Origin of the sequence: Micromonospora endophytica, from assembly GCF_003236305.1 — a bacterium.
Taxonomy (GTDB): Bacteria; Actinomycetota; Actinomycetes; order Mycobacteriales; family Micromonosporaceae; genus Micromonospora; species Micromonospora endophytica.
The window spans coordinates 1-16640 of sequence record NZ_POTX01000008.1; the positions used below are offsets into that span (position 1 = coordinate 1).

A 16640-nucleotide genomic window follows, 5' to 3' on the forward strand; every position below is an offset into this window, starting at 1 on the left:
CCCCCACCCCCTCGCAAGGAAGGGCCCCCTGTTAACGCCTCGTGTATAGGAGGGGCCCCCTCTTAACAACTGGCGTACCGGGAGCGCGGATGCGGCGGACCAGCCGACGAACCGCGCCGGATGCCGGCGCGGTCCCGCCGCTGCCCGGCGGCGCGGGGTACCGGTGTGCTCGCGTGGCCGAGGTCGCCGGGGTGTGGCAGGGTTGCACCCGTGCCACCCACCGCCGCTGGCCAACTGGCCATACCGAACCTGCATCGGGCCGCACGGATCGAGGACGCCGTGCACGCGCTTGTCGAACGCCGGCTGCGGCGGACCGGCTGGCGGACCAACATCATCGCCTACACCGGATACGGTGCGCCCGGTTGGGTACGGGTGATGTGCCGGGTGCTGCTGGGGCGGCCGGACACCCGCCAGCGGGGTCGGTTGGAGAAGGTCCGGGGCTGGCGGAGCTTCACCACCCTGCCGGCCAAGCACGTCACAGTGACCATCGAGACCGGCGGAGTGGCCCACGAGGCACAGGCGGACCGCAGCGGCTTCATCGACACGATGGTGGCGGCGGACCTGCCGCCGGGCTGGGGCTCGGTGCGGCTCAGCATGCCGGACGTCGAGCCGGTCGACGCCCCCGTACGCATCCTGGACCCGGAGGTCCGCTTCGGCATCCTCTCCGACATCGACGACACGGTGATGGTCACCGCACTTCCGCGTCCGCTGCTCGCCGCGTGGAACACCTTCGTCCTGGACGAGCACGCCCGCGCGGCGGTGCCCGGCATGGCGGTGCTGTACGAGCGACTGGTCACCGCCCACCCCGGCGCCCCGGTCTTCTATCTCTCCACCGGGGCGTGGAACGTGGCCCCCACGCTCACCCGGTTCCTGTCCCGGCACCTCTATCCGGCCGGACCGTTGCTGCTCACCGACTGGGGACCCACCCAGGACCGCTGGTTCCGCAGCGGACGGGAACACAAGCGGGCCACCCTGGCCCGGCTGGCCAAGGAGTTCCCCGACGTACGCTGGCTGCTCGTCGGCGACGACGGCCAGCACGACCAGGAGATCTACCGGGAGTTCGCCGCCGCGCACCCGGACAACGTGGCTGGTGTGGCGATCCGCCGCCTCTCACCCGCCCAGTCGGTGCTCGCCGGTAGCCTCCCCGTCCCGCACGATCGTCCGGAAGAGGGGCCGGTGGGGCAGAAGTGGCTCTCTGCCCCCGACGGCGCCGGCCTCTGGACCCTGCTGCGCGGCGCCGGCCTGGTCTAGGGCCTGTGGGTTGCCTCCGCCGCCGGGCGGAGCGTCGCGTGCGGCTCCACCCGGCGGCGGAGGCCGCGTGCCCGGCTGCCCGCGGCCGCCGCGTCAGCCGCCGGGCGTCAGCGTGACCTCGCCGGTGCAACCGGCCACCGTACGACGATCCTCAAGCAGATCGATCACCGCTTGCCGGTTGGTGATCCGGGCCTCGGAGAGCGCGTCGGGGTTGCGCCGCTGCCCGTCGATGAAGGCGAGGTTGTTGCGTACGGCGGTGTCGAGCCCGTCGCAGTTCTCCGCCGCACCACCGTTGAGCGCGGCGTTCGGATCCGCGTCCGGCACCTCCACCTCGCCGGTGCAGCCGGCCGCGGCCCGCCGCTGTTCGAGCTGGTCGATCACGGCTTGCCGGTTGGCGATCCGGGCCTCGGAGAGCGCGTCCGGGAACACCAACTGGTCGGCGATGAAGGCGAGGTTGTTGCCCACCGCGGTGTCGAGGCCCTCGCAGTTCTCGCTTGCCGAACTGGTGCCGGTCGCCACGGCGAAGGCCACTCCCAGGGTCACCCCGATCGCCGCGACACTCGCGATCTTCCGCTGCCGCGGCGAGGTCCCGCGCCTTCCGGCCGTACGCCCGCTGCTCGCCATAGATCCTCCGCCCAGTCGCGTCCCTTGCCTTCGGAGGTACGGACCCGGAGCGCCCACGGTTCAGTGTTAATAAGGGACCCTTCCTATACACGAGGCGTTATCAGGGGGCCCCTCCTTTCACTGCGGACGTAGCCAGAGGGCGCCGAGTGGGGGGACGCGCAGGGAGGCGGAGGCGGGTTGGCCGTGCCAGGGCAGGTGCTCGGCGTGGACGGTGCCGAGGTTGCCCACGCCGGAGCCGCCGTAGTGATGCGCGTCGGTGTTGAGCACCTCCGCCCAGGCACCCGCCGACGGCAGGCCGACGCGGTAGTCGTCCAGCGGCAGGGCGGAGAAGTTGGCCACGCAGACCAGGGGCGTGCCGTCGAGCGCGATCCGGATGAACGACACCGTGTTGTTGGCGACGTCGTCGCCGGCCAACCAGCGGAAACCGGCCGGGGAGGTGTCCTGCGTCCAGAGGGCGGGGGTGTCGCGGTAGACCCGGTTGAGGTCACCGACGAGCCGCTGTACGCCGGCCCGGGCCGGGTCGTGCAGCAGGTACCAGTCCAGGCCGCGTTCCTCGCTCCACTCCCGGTCGTCGGCGAGTTCGCAGCCCATGAAGAGCAACTGCTTGCCCGGGTGCGCCCACATGTACGCCAGTAGCACGCGGACGTTGGCCAGCCGTTGCCACTGGTCGCCGGGCATCTTGGCGAGCAGTGAGCCCTTGCCGTGCACCACCTCGTCGTGGCTGATCGGCAGCACGTAGTTCTCGCTCCAGGCGTACGCCAGGGAGAAGGTGAGCTGGTTGTGGTGGTGCTGCCGGTAGATCGGGTCCTTCGAGGTGTAGAGCAGGGTGTCGTGCATCCAGCCCATGTTCCACTTGAAGCCGAAGCCCAGCCCGCCGTCGCTCGTCGGCCGGGTCACCCCGGGCCACGCGGTGGACTCCTCAGCGATCATCACCACCCCGGGGTGGTGTTTGTAGACCGTCGCGTTGGTCTCCTGCATGAACGCGATGGCCTCGAGATTTTCCCGGCCGCCGTACTGGTTCGGCACCCACTGCCCGTCAGTGCGGGAGTAGTCCAGGTAGAGCATCGAGGCGACCGCGTCCACCCGCAGCCCGTCGACGTGGAACTCGTCCAGCCAGTAGAGCGCGTTGGCGACCAGGAAGTTACGCACCTCGCGGCGACCGAAGTCGAAGACGTACGTGCCCCAGTCGGGGTGTTCGCCGCGACGCGGGTCGGGATGCTCGTAGAGCGGGGTGCCGTCGAAGCGGGCCAGGGCCCACTCGTCCTTGGGGAAGTGGGCCGGCACCCAGTCCAGGATCACCCCGATGCCGGCGGCGTGCAGCCGGTCCACCAGGTGACGGAAATCGTCCGGGTCACCGAACCGGGCGGTCGGCGCGAAGTATCCGGTGACCTGGTAGCCCCAGGAGCCGCCGAACGGATGCTCCATCACCGGCAGGAACTCCACGTGGGTGAAGCCCAGCTCCGTCACGTACGCGACAAGCTGCTCGGCCAGCTCCCGGTAGCCCAGGCCGGGCCGCCACGAGCCGAGGTGCACCTCGTACACGCTCATCGGTTCCTGGTGCGGCTGCCGCTGAGCCCGCCGGGCCAGCCAGTCCGCGTCGTTCCACTGGAACGTCGAGTGATGCACCACCGAGGCGGTGGCCGGTGCCACCTCCGCGTACCCGGCGAGCGGGTCGGCCTTGTCCCGCCAGTACCCGTCGGCACCGAGGATGCGGTACTTGTACCGGGCACCGGCCGGCACCCCCGGCACGAAGATCTCCCACACGCCGGTCGAGCCGAGCGACCGCATCGGCCAGCCGTCGTCGGGCGCCCAGCCGGTGAAGTCGCCGACCACGCGTACGCCGCGGGCGTTCGGCGCCCACACCGCGAACGCCACGCCGCCGTCGAGGACGCGCGCGCCGAGTGCCTCCCAGAGCCGCTCGTGCCGGCCCTCGCCGATCAGATGCAGGTCCAGCTCACCCAGGGTCGGCGGGAAGCGGTACGGGTCGTCGTGCCGCTGCCCGTCCCGCTCGACCCGGTAGTCGAGCACCGTACCGGGCACGACGGCCTCGAAGACACCCACGTCGTGCACCCGCTTGGCCGGGTACCGCCGTTCCCCGACAAGCACGCTCACCTCACCCGCGCCCCGGCGCAGGGTGCGGATCACCGTACGCCCGTCCGCCGGATGCGCCCCGAGCACGGCGTGCGGGTCGTGGGTCTCCCCGGAGATCAGCTGGTCCATCGGGCGTCGTCCTTCGTCACGGTGTCGGAGCCGCCGCGGGGACCGGCGGCACTGGAGTCGGGCAGGGTGAACACGTGCGCGGGTTGCAGATAGGGGTCGAGGCGTACGGCGTTGCGCTGCCCCCACTCGTAGCGTGCCCCGGTCAGCTCGTCGTGCACGGTGAACCGGTCATGCCAGTCCAACCCCAACGCCGGCAGGTCGAGGGTGGTGTTGCCCCACTGCACGGTGTGCGAGTCGAACGAGCAGACCACCAGCACCGTGTTGCCGGTCACCGGATCCCGCTTGGACCAGCAGAGCAGCGCCGGGTTGTCGATGTCGTGGAAGACCAGGTTGCGCAGCCGGTGCAGGGCCGGGTTGTCCCGGCGGACCCGGTTGAGGGTGGCGACGAACGGGGCCAGCGAGCGCCCCTGTGCCTGGGCCTCGGCCCAGTCCCGGGGCCGCAGCTCGTACTTCTCGTTGTCGATGTATTCTTCCGCGCCCGGCCGGGCCACGTGCTCGAAGAGCTCGAAGCCGGCGTACATGCCCCAGGAGGGGGAGAGCAGCGCGGCCAGCACCGCCCGGATCTTGAACATCGGCGGTCCGCCGTGCTGCAGCGAGGCGTGCAGGATGTCGGGGGTGTTGGGCCAGAAGTTCGGCCGCATGTAGTCGGCCGCCGCCACCAACTCCGCGCAGTACTCGCGCATCTGCGCCGCTGAGGTCCGCCAGGTGAAGTACGTGTACGACTGGGTGAAGCCGACCTTGGCCAGCCCGTGCATCATCGCCGGCCGGGTGAACGCCTCGGCGAGGAAGAGCACGTCCGGGTCGGTCCGCTTGACCTCCCAGATCAGCCAGTGCCAGAAGTCGACAGGCTTGGTGTGCGGGTTGTCCACCCGGAAGATCTTCACGCCTTCGCCGACCCAGTGCCGCACCACCCGCAGCACCTCCGCCCGGATGCCCTCCGGGTCGTTGTCGAAGTTCAGCGGGTAGATGTCCTGGTACTTCTTCGGCGGGTTCTCCGCGTACGCGATGCTGCCGTCGGCCCGGGTGGTGAACCACTCCGGATGCGCGGTGACCCAGGGGTGGTCGGGGGCGCACTGCAACGCCAGGTCCATCGCCACCTCCAGGCCGTGTGCAGCGGCGGCGACGACGAAGTCGCGGAAGTCCTGCGGCGTACCCAGATCGGGGTGGATGGCGTCGTGCCCGCCCTCGTCGGCGCCGATCGCCCACGGCGAGCCGACGTCGTCCGGGCCGGCGACCAGGCTGTTGTTGGGGCCCTTGCGGTTGACCCGGCCGATCGGGTGGATCGGCGGCAGGTAGAGCACGTCGAAGCCCATCTCGGCCACCCCCGGCAGCCGCGCGGTGGCGGTGGCGAAGGTGCCGGAGCGGGCCGGCGCGTCGACGGTGGCCGGGATCGCCCCCTCGGAGCGGGGAAAGAACTCGTACCAGGCGGAGAAGAGCGCCCGCTCACGGTCCACCCAGATGCGGTACTCCGCGCCGGTGGTGACCAGCTCCCGCACCGGGTGCTCCCAGAGCAGGTCGGCCAACTCCAGCGCCGGACCGACCCGCTGCGGCAACGGCAGATCACCGTCGCGCAGGGCCCGTGCGGCGCGGTCGAGTCGGGCCTGCTCCGCCTCGGGCACCACGGCGGCGTCCAGCACGCGTACGCCCTCGGCCAGGTCGTTGGCCAACTCGGCCGCGCCCTGGCCGGCGGCGATCTTCTTGGTCACCGCGTTGTGCCAGGTCAGGTAGGGATCGCTGAACGCCTCCACCGTGAAGATCCACTCGCCGACCGCGTCGGGAGTGATGATGGCGTGCCAGCGATCCTTTCCGGGCTCGCCGGGCCGCATCCGGGTGAACGGCCGTGCCCTTCCGTCCGGGCCGAGCCAGACCACGTTGCAGCCCAGCGCATCATGCCCCTCCCGGTACGCGGTTGCCGACACCGGCACCAGTTCGCCGACCACCGCCCGAGCCGGATAACGCCCGCAGGCGACGGCGGGGGACACGTCTTCGATTGGGAACCGTCCACTCACCGCCTCAACCTACTGTGCGAGATCCCCTCGCGCTCAGCCGACAACCAGGAACCCCATCCGCCGCTCACCGCGTCGATCTAGGGCCAACTGTCGTGAGTTGATCTCCTGCAGCGACGATTGGCCCTAGATCGACGCGGGTGCGGCCGGCGGCGATCGGGGTGATGGTCAGGCGGCCTGCGGCGATCTGTGTTGTGGGGGACTGTCCGTCGGTTTGTATGTGGAGGGGGTGGGAGGCGGGGATGGCGAGTTGGGTCAGGTCGAGGTCTATGCGGCCGGTGACGTTGGGGGGTAGGTCGACGGTCAGGCGGAAGCCGTTGCGGCGGTCGAGCGACACCTCGATCGGGCCGCGGATCGTCGGTACCTTCGCGTGCAACCAGGTCAGCGGGCCCGGCTGCGGGGCGATCAGCACCTCGCGGTAGCCGGGCGCCAGTGGCCGGACACCGGCGACGAAGCGGGGCACGATGTTTGCGGGCGCGGATCCCCAGGCGTGCGAGAAGGTGGTGTTCGGCTTGATCGACGGGTCCCATGCCTCCATCACGATCGTCGCGCCCAGGTTGTCGATCATGTGTAGCCAGGAGAACTGCTCGCGGCTGGTGAGCAGCCCGTGGGCCGCGTGCCCCAGCCCGGCCCGGTACAGCGCCTCCAGCAGGAACTGCGCGCCGTAGACACTCACCCGCATGCCGCGCGCCGCGAGCCAGGTGCCGAGGGCGCGGACGTCGCGCTCCTCGGGTACGCCGAGCGCCAGCGGGAACGCGGTGGCGTGCTGGGCCTGGTGGGTGGTGCCCACCCCGTCGCGGTACGCCCCGGCCGTCCGGTCCAGCAGTTGACTGTTGAGGGCCGTCCGCAGCCGCGCGGCCAGCTCCGCGTACCGGCGTTGGTCGGCGGCCCGGCCGAGCACGCCGGCGATGCGGGCCAGCGCCTCGAACGCGGCGTACTGCCACGCGTTGATCACGGTGTTGACCCGGGTGAAGACGTACCCGTCGCGGTTGCTCGCCGGCCAGTCGACCAGATCGGCGTTGCTCTGGCTGGAGCTGCCGGGATTCTTCTCCACCAGACCCGCGGCGTTGAGCGCCTCGTCGAGCTGGCGGTCCACGAACAGGTCGTAGTCGGCCGCCAGGTTGCTCGGATCGCCGGTGGCGAGATAGTCCTCCCAGGCGGTCAGCACCGTCTGCAAGCGGTACTCGGCCGGCCAGGTGGGCCGGCGGGCCAGGTACGACGTGGAGTACCGGGCCAACGCGTACGACCGTTGGGTGGCGTACTCCGAGAGCTGGTTGATGATGGCGTCGCCCTCGTACGGGCCACGTTCGCGGGTGGGCGTGTCCTGGTACAGATCCTGCCGGGTGGCCTCGATCGAGTAGCGGCACATCTGCCAGACCCGGTTCAGGTCGGGGTCGGAGCTGTCGAACGTCGCGTCGTCGTCGTTCCACGGCAGCTTGAGCACAGCCGCCTCGACGGCGTTGGTGAGGTCCAGCGCCGGGTCGGCGACCAGCTCGACCCAGCGGAACGCGCGGTAGCCCCAGTGTTCGAGCTGCTGCCATCCGGCGCGCAGCGTCCACACCTCGCGGTAGGTCTGCCCGGACCGCAGGTCGTAGCGGGCACCGGTGGCGGTCCGCTCCTCACCCAGCCGGACCTCCACCGTCTGACCTGCCCGGCCGTTCACCGACAACCTGATGCCACCGACCACCACGCGCCCGAGATCGAACAGCCACCGACCCGCCCCGAGCCGCTCCACCGCGACCGGGCGTTGGTACGTGTAGGCCATGTTCGACACCCAGGCCGGTTCCAGCCGGCGACTCAGCGCCGCCGCGGTGGCCGGCTGCCAACTCCGGTCGTCGAAGCCGCGCCCCGTCCAGCCGACCGGCTCGTGCCGGGCGTCGAGATACTCCTGCGGGGCCTGGTAGTAGCCGCCCCCGGTGAAGCCCGCCGCCGGGCGCCAGCGGCCCGCCCGCCGGGTCCGCCACCCGTCGCCGGTCGCGACCACCTGGCGGGTGCCGTCGGCGAACACGACTACCAACTCGGCGAGGAAGGCGCGTTCCTGCGGCGAATAGCAGAGCGCCGCGATCACGTTGCGACCCGCGCTCAGCTGGGCGGCCACGTCGTGGGTCTGATAGCGCGCCTCGTCGGCCATCGCCCGGACCGGGCCGACGCCCGCGACGGTGTCGTTGACCCAGAGCTTGTAGACGTACTGCCGGGTCGGCTCGGGTGACTGCGCCGTGGCATGGACGTACGCGGCGGCGATCGGCTTGTCGGGAAGGACGAACTCGGTGCGCAGCAGCGCCCAGTCGTTGCTCTCGCCCAGCGTCGCCAGCAGCGACTGACCACGGTCGACGACGAGGTCGCCGCCGGTGACGGTGCCGCCGACGAAGGCGCCAGGTCCGTCGGTGAAGTCCTCGTTCAGCAGGACCGTGCCGGTCGGGTCGGTGAAGGAGACCGAGTGCACCCGGTGGGCTTCGGTGCTGCCGTTGCGGAACCCGACGCTGCCCGAGGCGTACGTGCCGTCGACTGTGGTGTCGATCAGGGTGTTGCCGAGATAGGTCCGGATGGTGGAACCGGCCAACTCGACCCGGAAGCGGTACGGCGTGCCCGTCGCCACCGGCAGCCCGAGCGACCGTTCGCTCAACACCGTGTACGTGCCGTTGCGCTGGACATGGGTCTTCAGCACCCCGGGGGAACCGGCCCGGAGCTGCCAGAGGTAGTTGTTGCTGGCGCTCTGCGCCCGGAACCAGAGGCTGGCGGCGACTGAGGTGATGGTGACGGACACGTCGAGCACGCCGTCGCGCAACGTCACCGCACCGTCGGGTGCCCAGATGGGCCGGGCGGTCCAGGTGTCGCCGGCCGCGGTGACCACCGCCTGCGGCTCGGACCAGCCCGAGGCGAGCGTCGGGGTGGCCCAGGTGCGGACCCGCCAGTGGTAGAGCGACGAGGGCCGCAACGGCGGACCGGCGTACGCGACGGCGGTCGAGTCGCCGCTGTCGACCCGGCCGCTGTCCCAGACCACCCCGCCCCGGGTAAGCAGGTCGTCCCGGGTGTACGCGAGCTGGACCTGGTAGGCGACCTGTCGGGCCGCCGGTTGCAGGGCCGGCACGATCCAACTCAGTCGCGGCCGGTCGGGGGTCACGCCGAGCGGAGTGTCCAGCAGGGCGGTCAGCAGCCCGGTCGGCCCGGGTTGCGCTGCGGAAGCCGGTGTCACCTTGGCGATGGCCGCGCCGCCGGACAGCCCGGTCGCAGCACCGAGGGCGACGGTTCCGCCGGCCCGCATCAGGCGCCGACGGGATAGACCGATTCGATTGTTGATCTCGCGCACGCGCAGACCCTACCCACATCACGTCACGACCCCTGCAACCGCTCTCCACCGCAGGAAGGACGAGGCGCTGCCAGCTGGTGACTTCCTCCGCGAGGAACTGCCCTACCCGGCCGGCTTTCTCGCCGGCAAGGCGTACGTTGCCTACCGCAGGCAGGGCGGTACCAAGCGATCGCCGATCGCTGACTTGTATCTCGGCGCGCATGCCGCCGTGTGCGGGTACCGACTGCTCACCCGGGACGGGGAGCGCTATCGAACGTACTTTCCGAAGCTTGAGTTGATCACGCCGAGTGGCTGACCGCGAGCCGTGCTGGGAAGTGTTAACAGGGGGCCCCTCCTATACACGAGGCGTTAGCAGGGGGCCCCTCCTTACCGCAGGGAGCGGTAGAGCTCCAGGGTCCGGGCGGCGATCGCGTCCCACGAGAAGTGCTCGACCGCGCGCCGGCGACCGGCGCGGCCCAGGGCGGCGGCGCGCTCGGGAGCTGCCAGCAGCTCGTTCAGCCGCCCCGCCAGGTCGGCCTCGAAGCGCGCCGCATCCACCGGCGTGCCATCCAGGCCGGCCTGGTCGATCGGGACCAGCAGGCCGGTCTCGCCGTCGGCGACCACCTCGGGGATGCCGCCGGTGGCGGTGGCCACCACCGCCGTCTCGCAGGCCATCGCCTCCAGGTTGACGATGCCCATCGGCTCGTACACCGACGGGCAGACGAAGATGGTGGCGTGGGTGAGCACCTGGATCACCTCGGGCTTGGGCAGCATCTCGGCCACCCAGATCACCCCGGACCGGCGTGAGCGCAGCTCGGTGACCAGGCCCTGTACCTCGGCGGCGATCTCCGGGGTGTCCGGGGCACCGGCCAGCAGCACCAGCTGGGTGTCGGCGGGCAGGTCCCGGGCCGCGCGCAGCAGGTGCGGCAGGCCCTTCTGCCTGGTGATCCGGCCGACGTAGACCACGCTGGGCAGGGCCGGGTCGATGCCGAGCCGGGCCAGCACGTCGGTGCCCGGATCCGGGGCGTACTGCGCGGTGTCGATGCCGTTGTAGATCACGTGCACCCGGTCCGGATCCACCGACGGGTACGCCGCCAGCACGTCGCGGCGCATCCCCGCGCTCACCGCCACGATCGCGTCGGCCGACTCGTACGCGGTGCGTTCGCACCAGGAGGAGAGGGCGTAGCCGCCGCCGAGCTGCTCGGCCTTCCACGGCCGCAGCGGCTCCAGGCTGTGCGCGGTCACCACGTGCGGCACCCCGTACAGCAGCTTCGCGGTGTGCCCGGCCAGGTTCGCGTACCAGGTGTGGCTGTGCACCACGTCCGCGCCCGCGCAGCCGGCCGCCATCTCCAGGTCCACGCCCATGGTCCGCAGCGCCGGGTTCGCGCCGGCCAGCCCCGCCGGTTCGGCGTACGCCCGCACGCCCGGCTCGGTGCGCGGCGCACCGAAGCAGTGCACCTGGACGTCGGTGAGCCGCCGCAGCTCCCGGGCCAGGTACTCGACGTGCACCCCGGCGCCGCCGTAGACCTCCGGCGGGTACTCCCGGGTGAGCAGGTCGACGCGGAGCGGGCTGGAGTCGGTCATGACCGGCACCCTAGTGCAGAATTCGACGCCACACCCGTCGCGTAACTGTGCCGTACGAGTGGTGAACCGGCACGGCTATGGATAGCGTCTGTTCATGGCTGCCAAGGTGCTCGCGATCGTCCTGGCCGGCGGAGAGGGCAAGCGCCTGATGCCGCTGACCACGGACCGGGCCAAGCCGGCCGTCCCGTTCGGCGGGATGTACCGCATGGTCGATTTCGTCCTCTCCAACCTGGCCAACGCCGGCTATCTCAAGATCGTCGTGTTGACCCAGTACAAATCCCACTCCCTCGACCGGCACATCACCAAGACGTGGCGGATGTCGACGCTGCTCGGCAACTACGTCACTCCGGTGCCCGCCCAGCAGCGCCGAGGCCCGTGGTGGTTCGCCGGCTCCGCCGACGCCATCTACCAGAGCTTCAACCTGATCTACGACGAGCAGCCCGACTACGTGATCGTGTTCGGCGCCGACCACATCTACCGGATGGACCCGCGGCAGATGGTGGAAGACCACATCGCCTCCGGCGCCGGGGTCACCGTCGCCGGCATCCGGCAGCCGCTGTCCACCGCTGACCAGTTCGGTGTGATCGAGGTCGGCGAGGACGGCAGGCGGATCCGGGCCTTCCGGGAGAAGCCCACCGACGCGGTCGGCCTGCCCGACGCCCCCGACCAGATCTACGCCTCGATGGGCAACTACGTCTTCACCACCCGGGCGCTGATCGAGGCGGTCGAACGCGACGCCGAGGACAAGACCAGCAAGCACGACATGGGCGGCAGCATCATCCCGATGCTTGTCGAGCGGGGCGAGGCCAACGTCTACGACTTCCGCGACAACGAGGTGCCCGGCAGCACCGACCGGGACCTGGGCTACTGGCGTGACGTGGGGACGCTCGACTCGTTCTACGACGCACACATGGATCTGATCAACGTGCATCCGGTGTTCAACCTCTACAACTTCGACTGGCCGATCTACACCGAGCAGCCGCCGTACCCGCCGGCCAAGTTCGTCCACCAGTGGGGGGAGCGGGTCGGCCGGGCGGTCGCCTCGATGGTCTCGCCCGGCGCGGTGATCTCCGGCTCGCTGGTGGAGAACTCCATCGTCTCGCCCAAGGTGAAGGTGCACTCCTGGGCACACGTGGACGGCGCGGTGCTGATGGAGGGCGTCGAGATCGGCCGGCACGCGGTGGTGCGCCGGGCCATCCTGGACAAGAACGTCTACGTGCCCGAGGGCGCCGAGATCGGCGTGGACCTGGAACGCGACAGGCAGCGCTACACCGTCTCCGACAACGGCATCGTGGTCATCGGCAAAGGCCAGAAGGTAGAACCGTGAGCGCGAGGAGTGCAGCGCAGCGGAGCCCCGCAGTCGCGAACGAAAGGCAGGTAGCCGTGAGCGCGAGGAGTGCAGCGCAGCGGAGCCCCGCAGTCGCGAACGAAAGGCAGGTAGCCGTGAGCGCGAGGAGTGCAGCGCAGCGGAGCCCCGCAGTCGCGAACGAAAGGCAGGTACAGCCGTGAGTAGTCACCCTCGTGCCGGTCAGCCGGCCCAGCCCGGCGACCTGGTGGACGTGCCGCGACTGGTGACCGCGTACTACGCCGAGCATCCCGACCCGGCCGACCCGGCGCAGCAGGTCTCCTTCGGCACCTCCGGGCACCGCGGGTCGAGCCTGCGTAACGCCTTCAACTCCGACCACATCCTCGCGGTCACCCAGGCGCTCTGCGACTACCGGCGGGAGCAGGGCATCGACGGCCCGCTCTTCCTCGGCCGGGACACCCACGCGCTCTCTGCCCCCGCGGCGGTCGACGCGCTGGAGGTGCTCGCCGCCAACGAGGTCACCGTGCTGGTCGACAGCCGCGACGGCTACACCCCCACCCCGGCGGTGTCGCACGCGATCCTCACCCACAACCGGGGCCGCACCGCCGGGCTCGCCGACGGCATCGTGATCACCCCGTCGCACAACCCGCCGGACGACGGCGGGTTCAAGTACAACCCCACCCACGGCGGACCCGCCGACTCCGACGCCACGAAGTGGATCCAGGACCGCGCGAACGCGATCCTCGCCGCCGGGCTCAAGGAGGTGCGTCGCATCCCGTACGCGCGGGCCCGCACCGCCGACACCACAGGCACGTACGACTTCCTCGGCGCGTACGTCGACGACCTGCCGGCGGTGCTCGACCTGGACGCGATCCGCGCGGCCGGCGTGCGGATCGGCGCCGACCCGCTCGGCGGCGCCAGCGTCGCCTACTGGGGTGAGATCGCCGAGCGGCACCGCCTGGAGCTGACCGTGGTCAACCCGGACGTCGACCCGACCTGGCGGTTCATGACCCTGGACGGTGACGGCAAGATCCGGATGGACTGCTCGTCGCCGAACGCGATGGCCTCGCTGATCGCCCGGCGCGCCGACTACCAGGTCTCCACCGGCAACGATGCCGACGCCGACCGGCACGGCATCGTCACCCCTGACGCCGGGCTGATGAACCCGAACCACTACCTCGCGGTGGCGATCGCCCACCTGTTCGGCACCCGCGACCAGTGGGGCCCGGACGCCGTGATCGGCAAGACCCTGGTCTCCTCCTCGATGATCGACCGGGTCGCCGCCGACCTCGGGCGTCCCTTGCTGGAGGTGCCGGTGGGCTTCAAGTGGTTCGTGCCCGGCCTGCTCGACGGCACGGTCGGCTTCGGTGGGGAGGAGAGCGCCGGGGCGTCCTTCCTGCGCCGCGACGGCGGCACCTGGACCACCGACAAGGACGGCATCCTGCTCTGCCTGCTCGCGTCGGAGATCATTGGCGTGACCGGGCGGACGCCCAGCGAGCACTGGAACGAGCTGGCCGAGCGCTTCGGCGCGCCCGCGTACGCCCGCATCGACGCGCCCGCCACCCGGGAGCAGAAGGCCGTGCTCGGCAAGCTCTCACCCGAGCAGGTGACCGCGACCGAGTTGGCCGGCGAGCCGATCACCGCCACGCTGACCACCGCACCGGGTAATGGCGCCCCGATCGGCGGGCTGAAAGTGACCACCGAGTCGGGCTGGTTCGCCGCCCGTCCGTCCGGCACCGAGGACGTTTACAAGATCTACGCCGAGTCGTTCCATGGGCCCGAGCACCTGGCCCGTGTCCAGCGAGAGGCGCAGGAACTGGTTACCGAGGTGCTGGCCGGAGCCTGACCGCGCCGGCATGGTCGGGCAGCCGCAGCGATCCGAACCTGCGCCCCGCATGCGATCAACTGGATCGGCTCGGGTGACGGCATGGTGGTGCGTCAGCGGGCCAGCGGAACGCCTGGCTGACGCGTGCGGGGCGCCGCCTGCGCGACGCCGCAGAGCGCGGCCAGTTGTCCGACGATCAGACCCGGGGCGCCGTCCGGGTCGAGCGCGCTGGCATCGAGCGGGTCCAGGGCCGGCACGGTCACGTGCGAGATCAGCGGGTGCAGTGGCCGGTGGTCGGTTTCCTCGTGGCCCAACAGGTCCTCGTGCAGTTTCTCGCCGGGACGGAGCCCGGTGTAGATGACAGGCACCGGGCTGGCGGCCTGGGCGGCCATGCGGCGTGCCAGGTCGTCGATGCGGACCGGTTCGCCCATGTCGAGCACCAGCGCCTCCCCGTCACGCCCGATGCTGGCTGCCTGGAGTACCAGGTGCACCGCCTCCTGCACGGTCATCAGGTACCGCGTCACATCGGGGTGTGTGACGGTCAACGGCTGCCCGGCCTCGATCTGCCGCTGAAAGGCGGTCACCACCGAGCCGCGGCTGCTGAGCACGTTGCCGAACCGGACGCTGAGGAACGTGCCCGGGTGGGTTGCCGCAGCGTGGGCGGTCAGCATCTCGGTGAGACGCTTGGAGTAGCCGAGCACGCTTATCGGGTTGGCGGCCTTGTCAGTGGAGATATTGACGAAGCGGGTGACGTCCCGGCAGGCGTCCAGCAAGGTGAGCGTGCCCCAGACGTTGGTCTTGATCGCCTCGCCGGGGTGCCGTTCCAGTAGGGTCAGGTGCTTCAGCGCGGCGGCATGAAAGACGATCTCGGGCTTGCGGTCCCGCATGATCCGCCGGATCCCCTTCTCGTCGCGGAGGTCGGCGAGGATGAGTTCGGAGTCGTCGAGCAATGCCCGCCCGGTGAGCGACATCTGGAGGCTGTGCAGGGCGGACTCGTCCCGGTCGAGCATCATCAGTTCGCCCGGGTTGGCGCGCATGATCTGTCGGCACAGTTCCGCGCCGATCGAGCCTCCGGCACCGGTGACCAGCACCCGCCGGCCGGCGAGGCCGTTGTTGTCCAGCGTCAGGTCGCCGACCACCTGGCGGCGGCCGAGCAGGTCGCTGATCTGCACGTCGCGGACGTCGCTGACCCTGATCCGGTGGTCCACCAACTCTCGGACCGGTGGAATGATCTTGAAGTCGGCGCCGGTCCGGAGGGTGATCTCCCGAATCTCCCGGATCAGCGTGGCGTCGGCATTCGCCACTGAGAAGATCAGCGTGGTAGCGCCGGTACGGCGGATCGCCTCCGCGAGCTGCATCCGGCCGCCCAGCACCGGGACCCCGGCGATGCGCAGATCGTGCCGCTCCGGGTCGTCGTCAAGCGCGCCGACCGGCAGGTAGCGCCCCTTCGGGTCGCCCAGCATGGCACGAACCAGTCCCTGGCCGGCCTCGCCGAGACCGAAGAGGAGCACCGGGGTGGCGGACCGGGCGTCCGGACGCATGGCGCGGTCGCGGCGGTGCCGGTGTAGCAGGCGGGAGCAGAACATGAACAGCAGCGCCAGTGCGCCGCCGACCACCGGCGTGCTGGCCGGAATCGGCCGGTCGCCGAAGGCGAGCAGCGCCAGCAGCACCAGGACGGCAGTGGTGGCGGTCGTGCCGGCGAGCCCACGGACCTCCTCGATGGTGCCCAACGGCTGCCGGCCGGAGTGGATCCGCCGCAGCGCGCTGATGCCAACGTGCAGAACGGCTGTGGCGGCACCGAGCAGCATCACATTGGTGGTCTGCTCCGCGTTGAGCACCTGTTCGTACCTGGCCCAGCCGGCCACGATGAAGCCGCTGACCCAGGCGAGCGTGTCGGCGGCCAAAAAGATGGCGGTACGGCGTCGGTTCACTCTGGTCCGCTGCTGGGGCGTCGGCGTTGTCTCGGGTGGCATGACGATCTCCCCTGTCCTGTCCGTGACTGTGGTGACCCGCCTCAGGTCAGCGGCCACGCACGTCCCCTAACTGCTTAGCGGAATTAAGGTCGTGCGAATGCAGTTTTCACGTTTCTCTGACTGGATTTACGGTCCAGAATCGTGAGCATCTGTCGCGTAGCGTCGTGAGGTGGGGAGAGTCCTCGTTGTGTGACTGCAGTCCGTCGACGGACTCCGGAGCAAATGTGAAGCCGTTTCATTGCCTCGCTTGTCGGATAATCTCCGCCCCCGGTGTTAGTTTGATTTGTCCGACAGGCGTTGAACGGATATCGCGGAGGCCTGTACATGAGGAATGCGCCGAGTGCGGTTCGCATTCGAGAGGCGTCCTGCTCGCCACGTGACCGGCAACTGGAGGTTTCCGTTCACGCTCGGTACGCCGTGCCCGCTGCGCGCCGCCGGACGGGAGTGCGTAGCAGGTGAACGCTTCCACGTCATACCGGATCGTCGAGGCGCGGGTTCCGGTGCAGAACACGACGAGCCTGGTCCGTGGCCGGCGGCGGAAGCTGCCCCGGCTTACCTGGCTGTT

General features: G+C 70.4%; 9 protein-coding genes. 3 read left to right on the top strand and 6 right to left on the bottom strand.

Going from position 1 to position 16640, the window contains the following annotated elements:
- Window positions 1-210: 210 nt before the first annotated feature.
- The gene (locus C1I93_RS02320) at window positions 211-1251 is read left to right on the top strand and encodes an App1 family protein phosphatidate phosphatase (protein ID WP_111241530.1); all 1041 of its coding nucleotides are present in this window, start codon (window positions 211-213) and stop codon (window positions 1249-1251) included.
- Between the two features lie 93 nt (window positions 1252-1344).
- Here the strand turns inward: C1I93_RS02320 and C1I93_RS31330 are convergent, their stop codons facing one another.
- The 5 genes from C1I93_RS31330 to glgA all read right to left on the bottom strand — a co-directional run bounded on the left by C1I93_RS31330 (window position 1345) and on the right by glgA (window position 10971).
- Window positions 1345-1875, bottom strand: a complete 531-nt coding sequence (locus C1I93_RS31330; protein WP_181444983.1) for a hypothetical protein — start codon at window positions 1873-1875, stop codon at window positions 1345-1347.
- Between the two features lie 117 nt (window positions 1876-1992).
- Window positions 1993-4095: a 1,4-alpha-glucan branching protein GlgB gene (gene glgB, locus C1I93_RS02330; protein ID WP_111241531.1), complete on the bottom strand. Its 2103-nt coding sequence runs from the start codon at window positions 4093-4095 to the stop codon at window positions 1993-1995.
- A complete protein-coding gene (locus C1I93_RS02335; RefSeq protein ID WP_111241532.1) occupies window positions 4083-6104 on the bottom strand; it encodes an alpha-1,4-glucan--maltose-1-phosphate maltosyltransferase in 2022 nt (673 codons plus the stop codon). The genes glgB and C1I93_RS02335 overlap by 13 nt, the downstream gene beginning before the upstream one ends.
- 64 nt (window positions 6105-6168) lie before the next feature.
- Complete coding sequence (locus C1I93_RS02340; protein WP_146603406.1) at window positions 6169-9408, bottom strand: family 78 glycoside hydrolase catalytic domain; 3240 nt, start codon at window positions 9406-9408, stop codon at window positions 6169-6171.
- A gap of 366 nt (window positions 9409-9774) precedes the next feature.
- Window positions 9775-10971, bottom strand: coding sequence for a glycogen synthase (gene glgA, locus C1I93_RS02350; protein ID WP_111241565.1), 1197 nt, complete (start codon window positions 10969-10971; stop codon window positions 9775-9777).
- Between the two features lie 94 nt (window positions 10972-11065).
- Here glgA and glgC point away from each other — a divergent pair, with 94 nt between their 5' ends.
- Both glgC and pgm read left to right on the top strand, forming a co-directional pair.
- Window positions 11066-12298, top strand: a complete 1233-nt coding sequence (gene glgC / locus C1I93_RS02355) for a glucose-1-phosphate adenylyltransferase (protein WP_111241534.1) — start codon at window positions 11066-11068, stop codon at window positions 12296-12298.
- Window positions 12299-12476: 178 nt separating this feature from the next.
- Window positions 12477-14123, top strand: a complete 1647-nt coding sequence (pgm, locus tag C1I93_RS02360; protein WP_111241535.1) for a phosphoglucomutase (alpha-D-glucose-1,6-bisphosphate-dependent) — start codon at window positions 12477-12479, stop codon at window positions 14121-14123.
- A 92-nt stretch (window positions 14124-14215) separates the two neighbouring features.
- On the opposite strand, the gene C1I93_RS02365 is transcribed toward pgm, so the two are convergent.
- Window positions 14216-16075 carry a nucleoside-diphosphate sugar epimerase/dehydratase gene (locus C1I93_RS02365; RefSeq protein ID WP_111241536.1) on the bottom strand — a complete coding sequence of 620 codons (1860 nt, stop codon included), beginning with the start codon at window positions 16073-16075 and terminating at the stop codon, window positions 14216-14218.
- Window positions 16076-16640 lie beyond the last annotated feature (565 nt).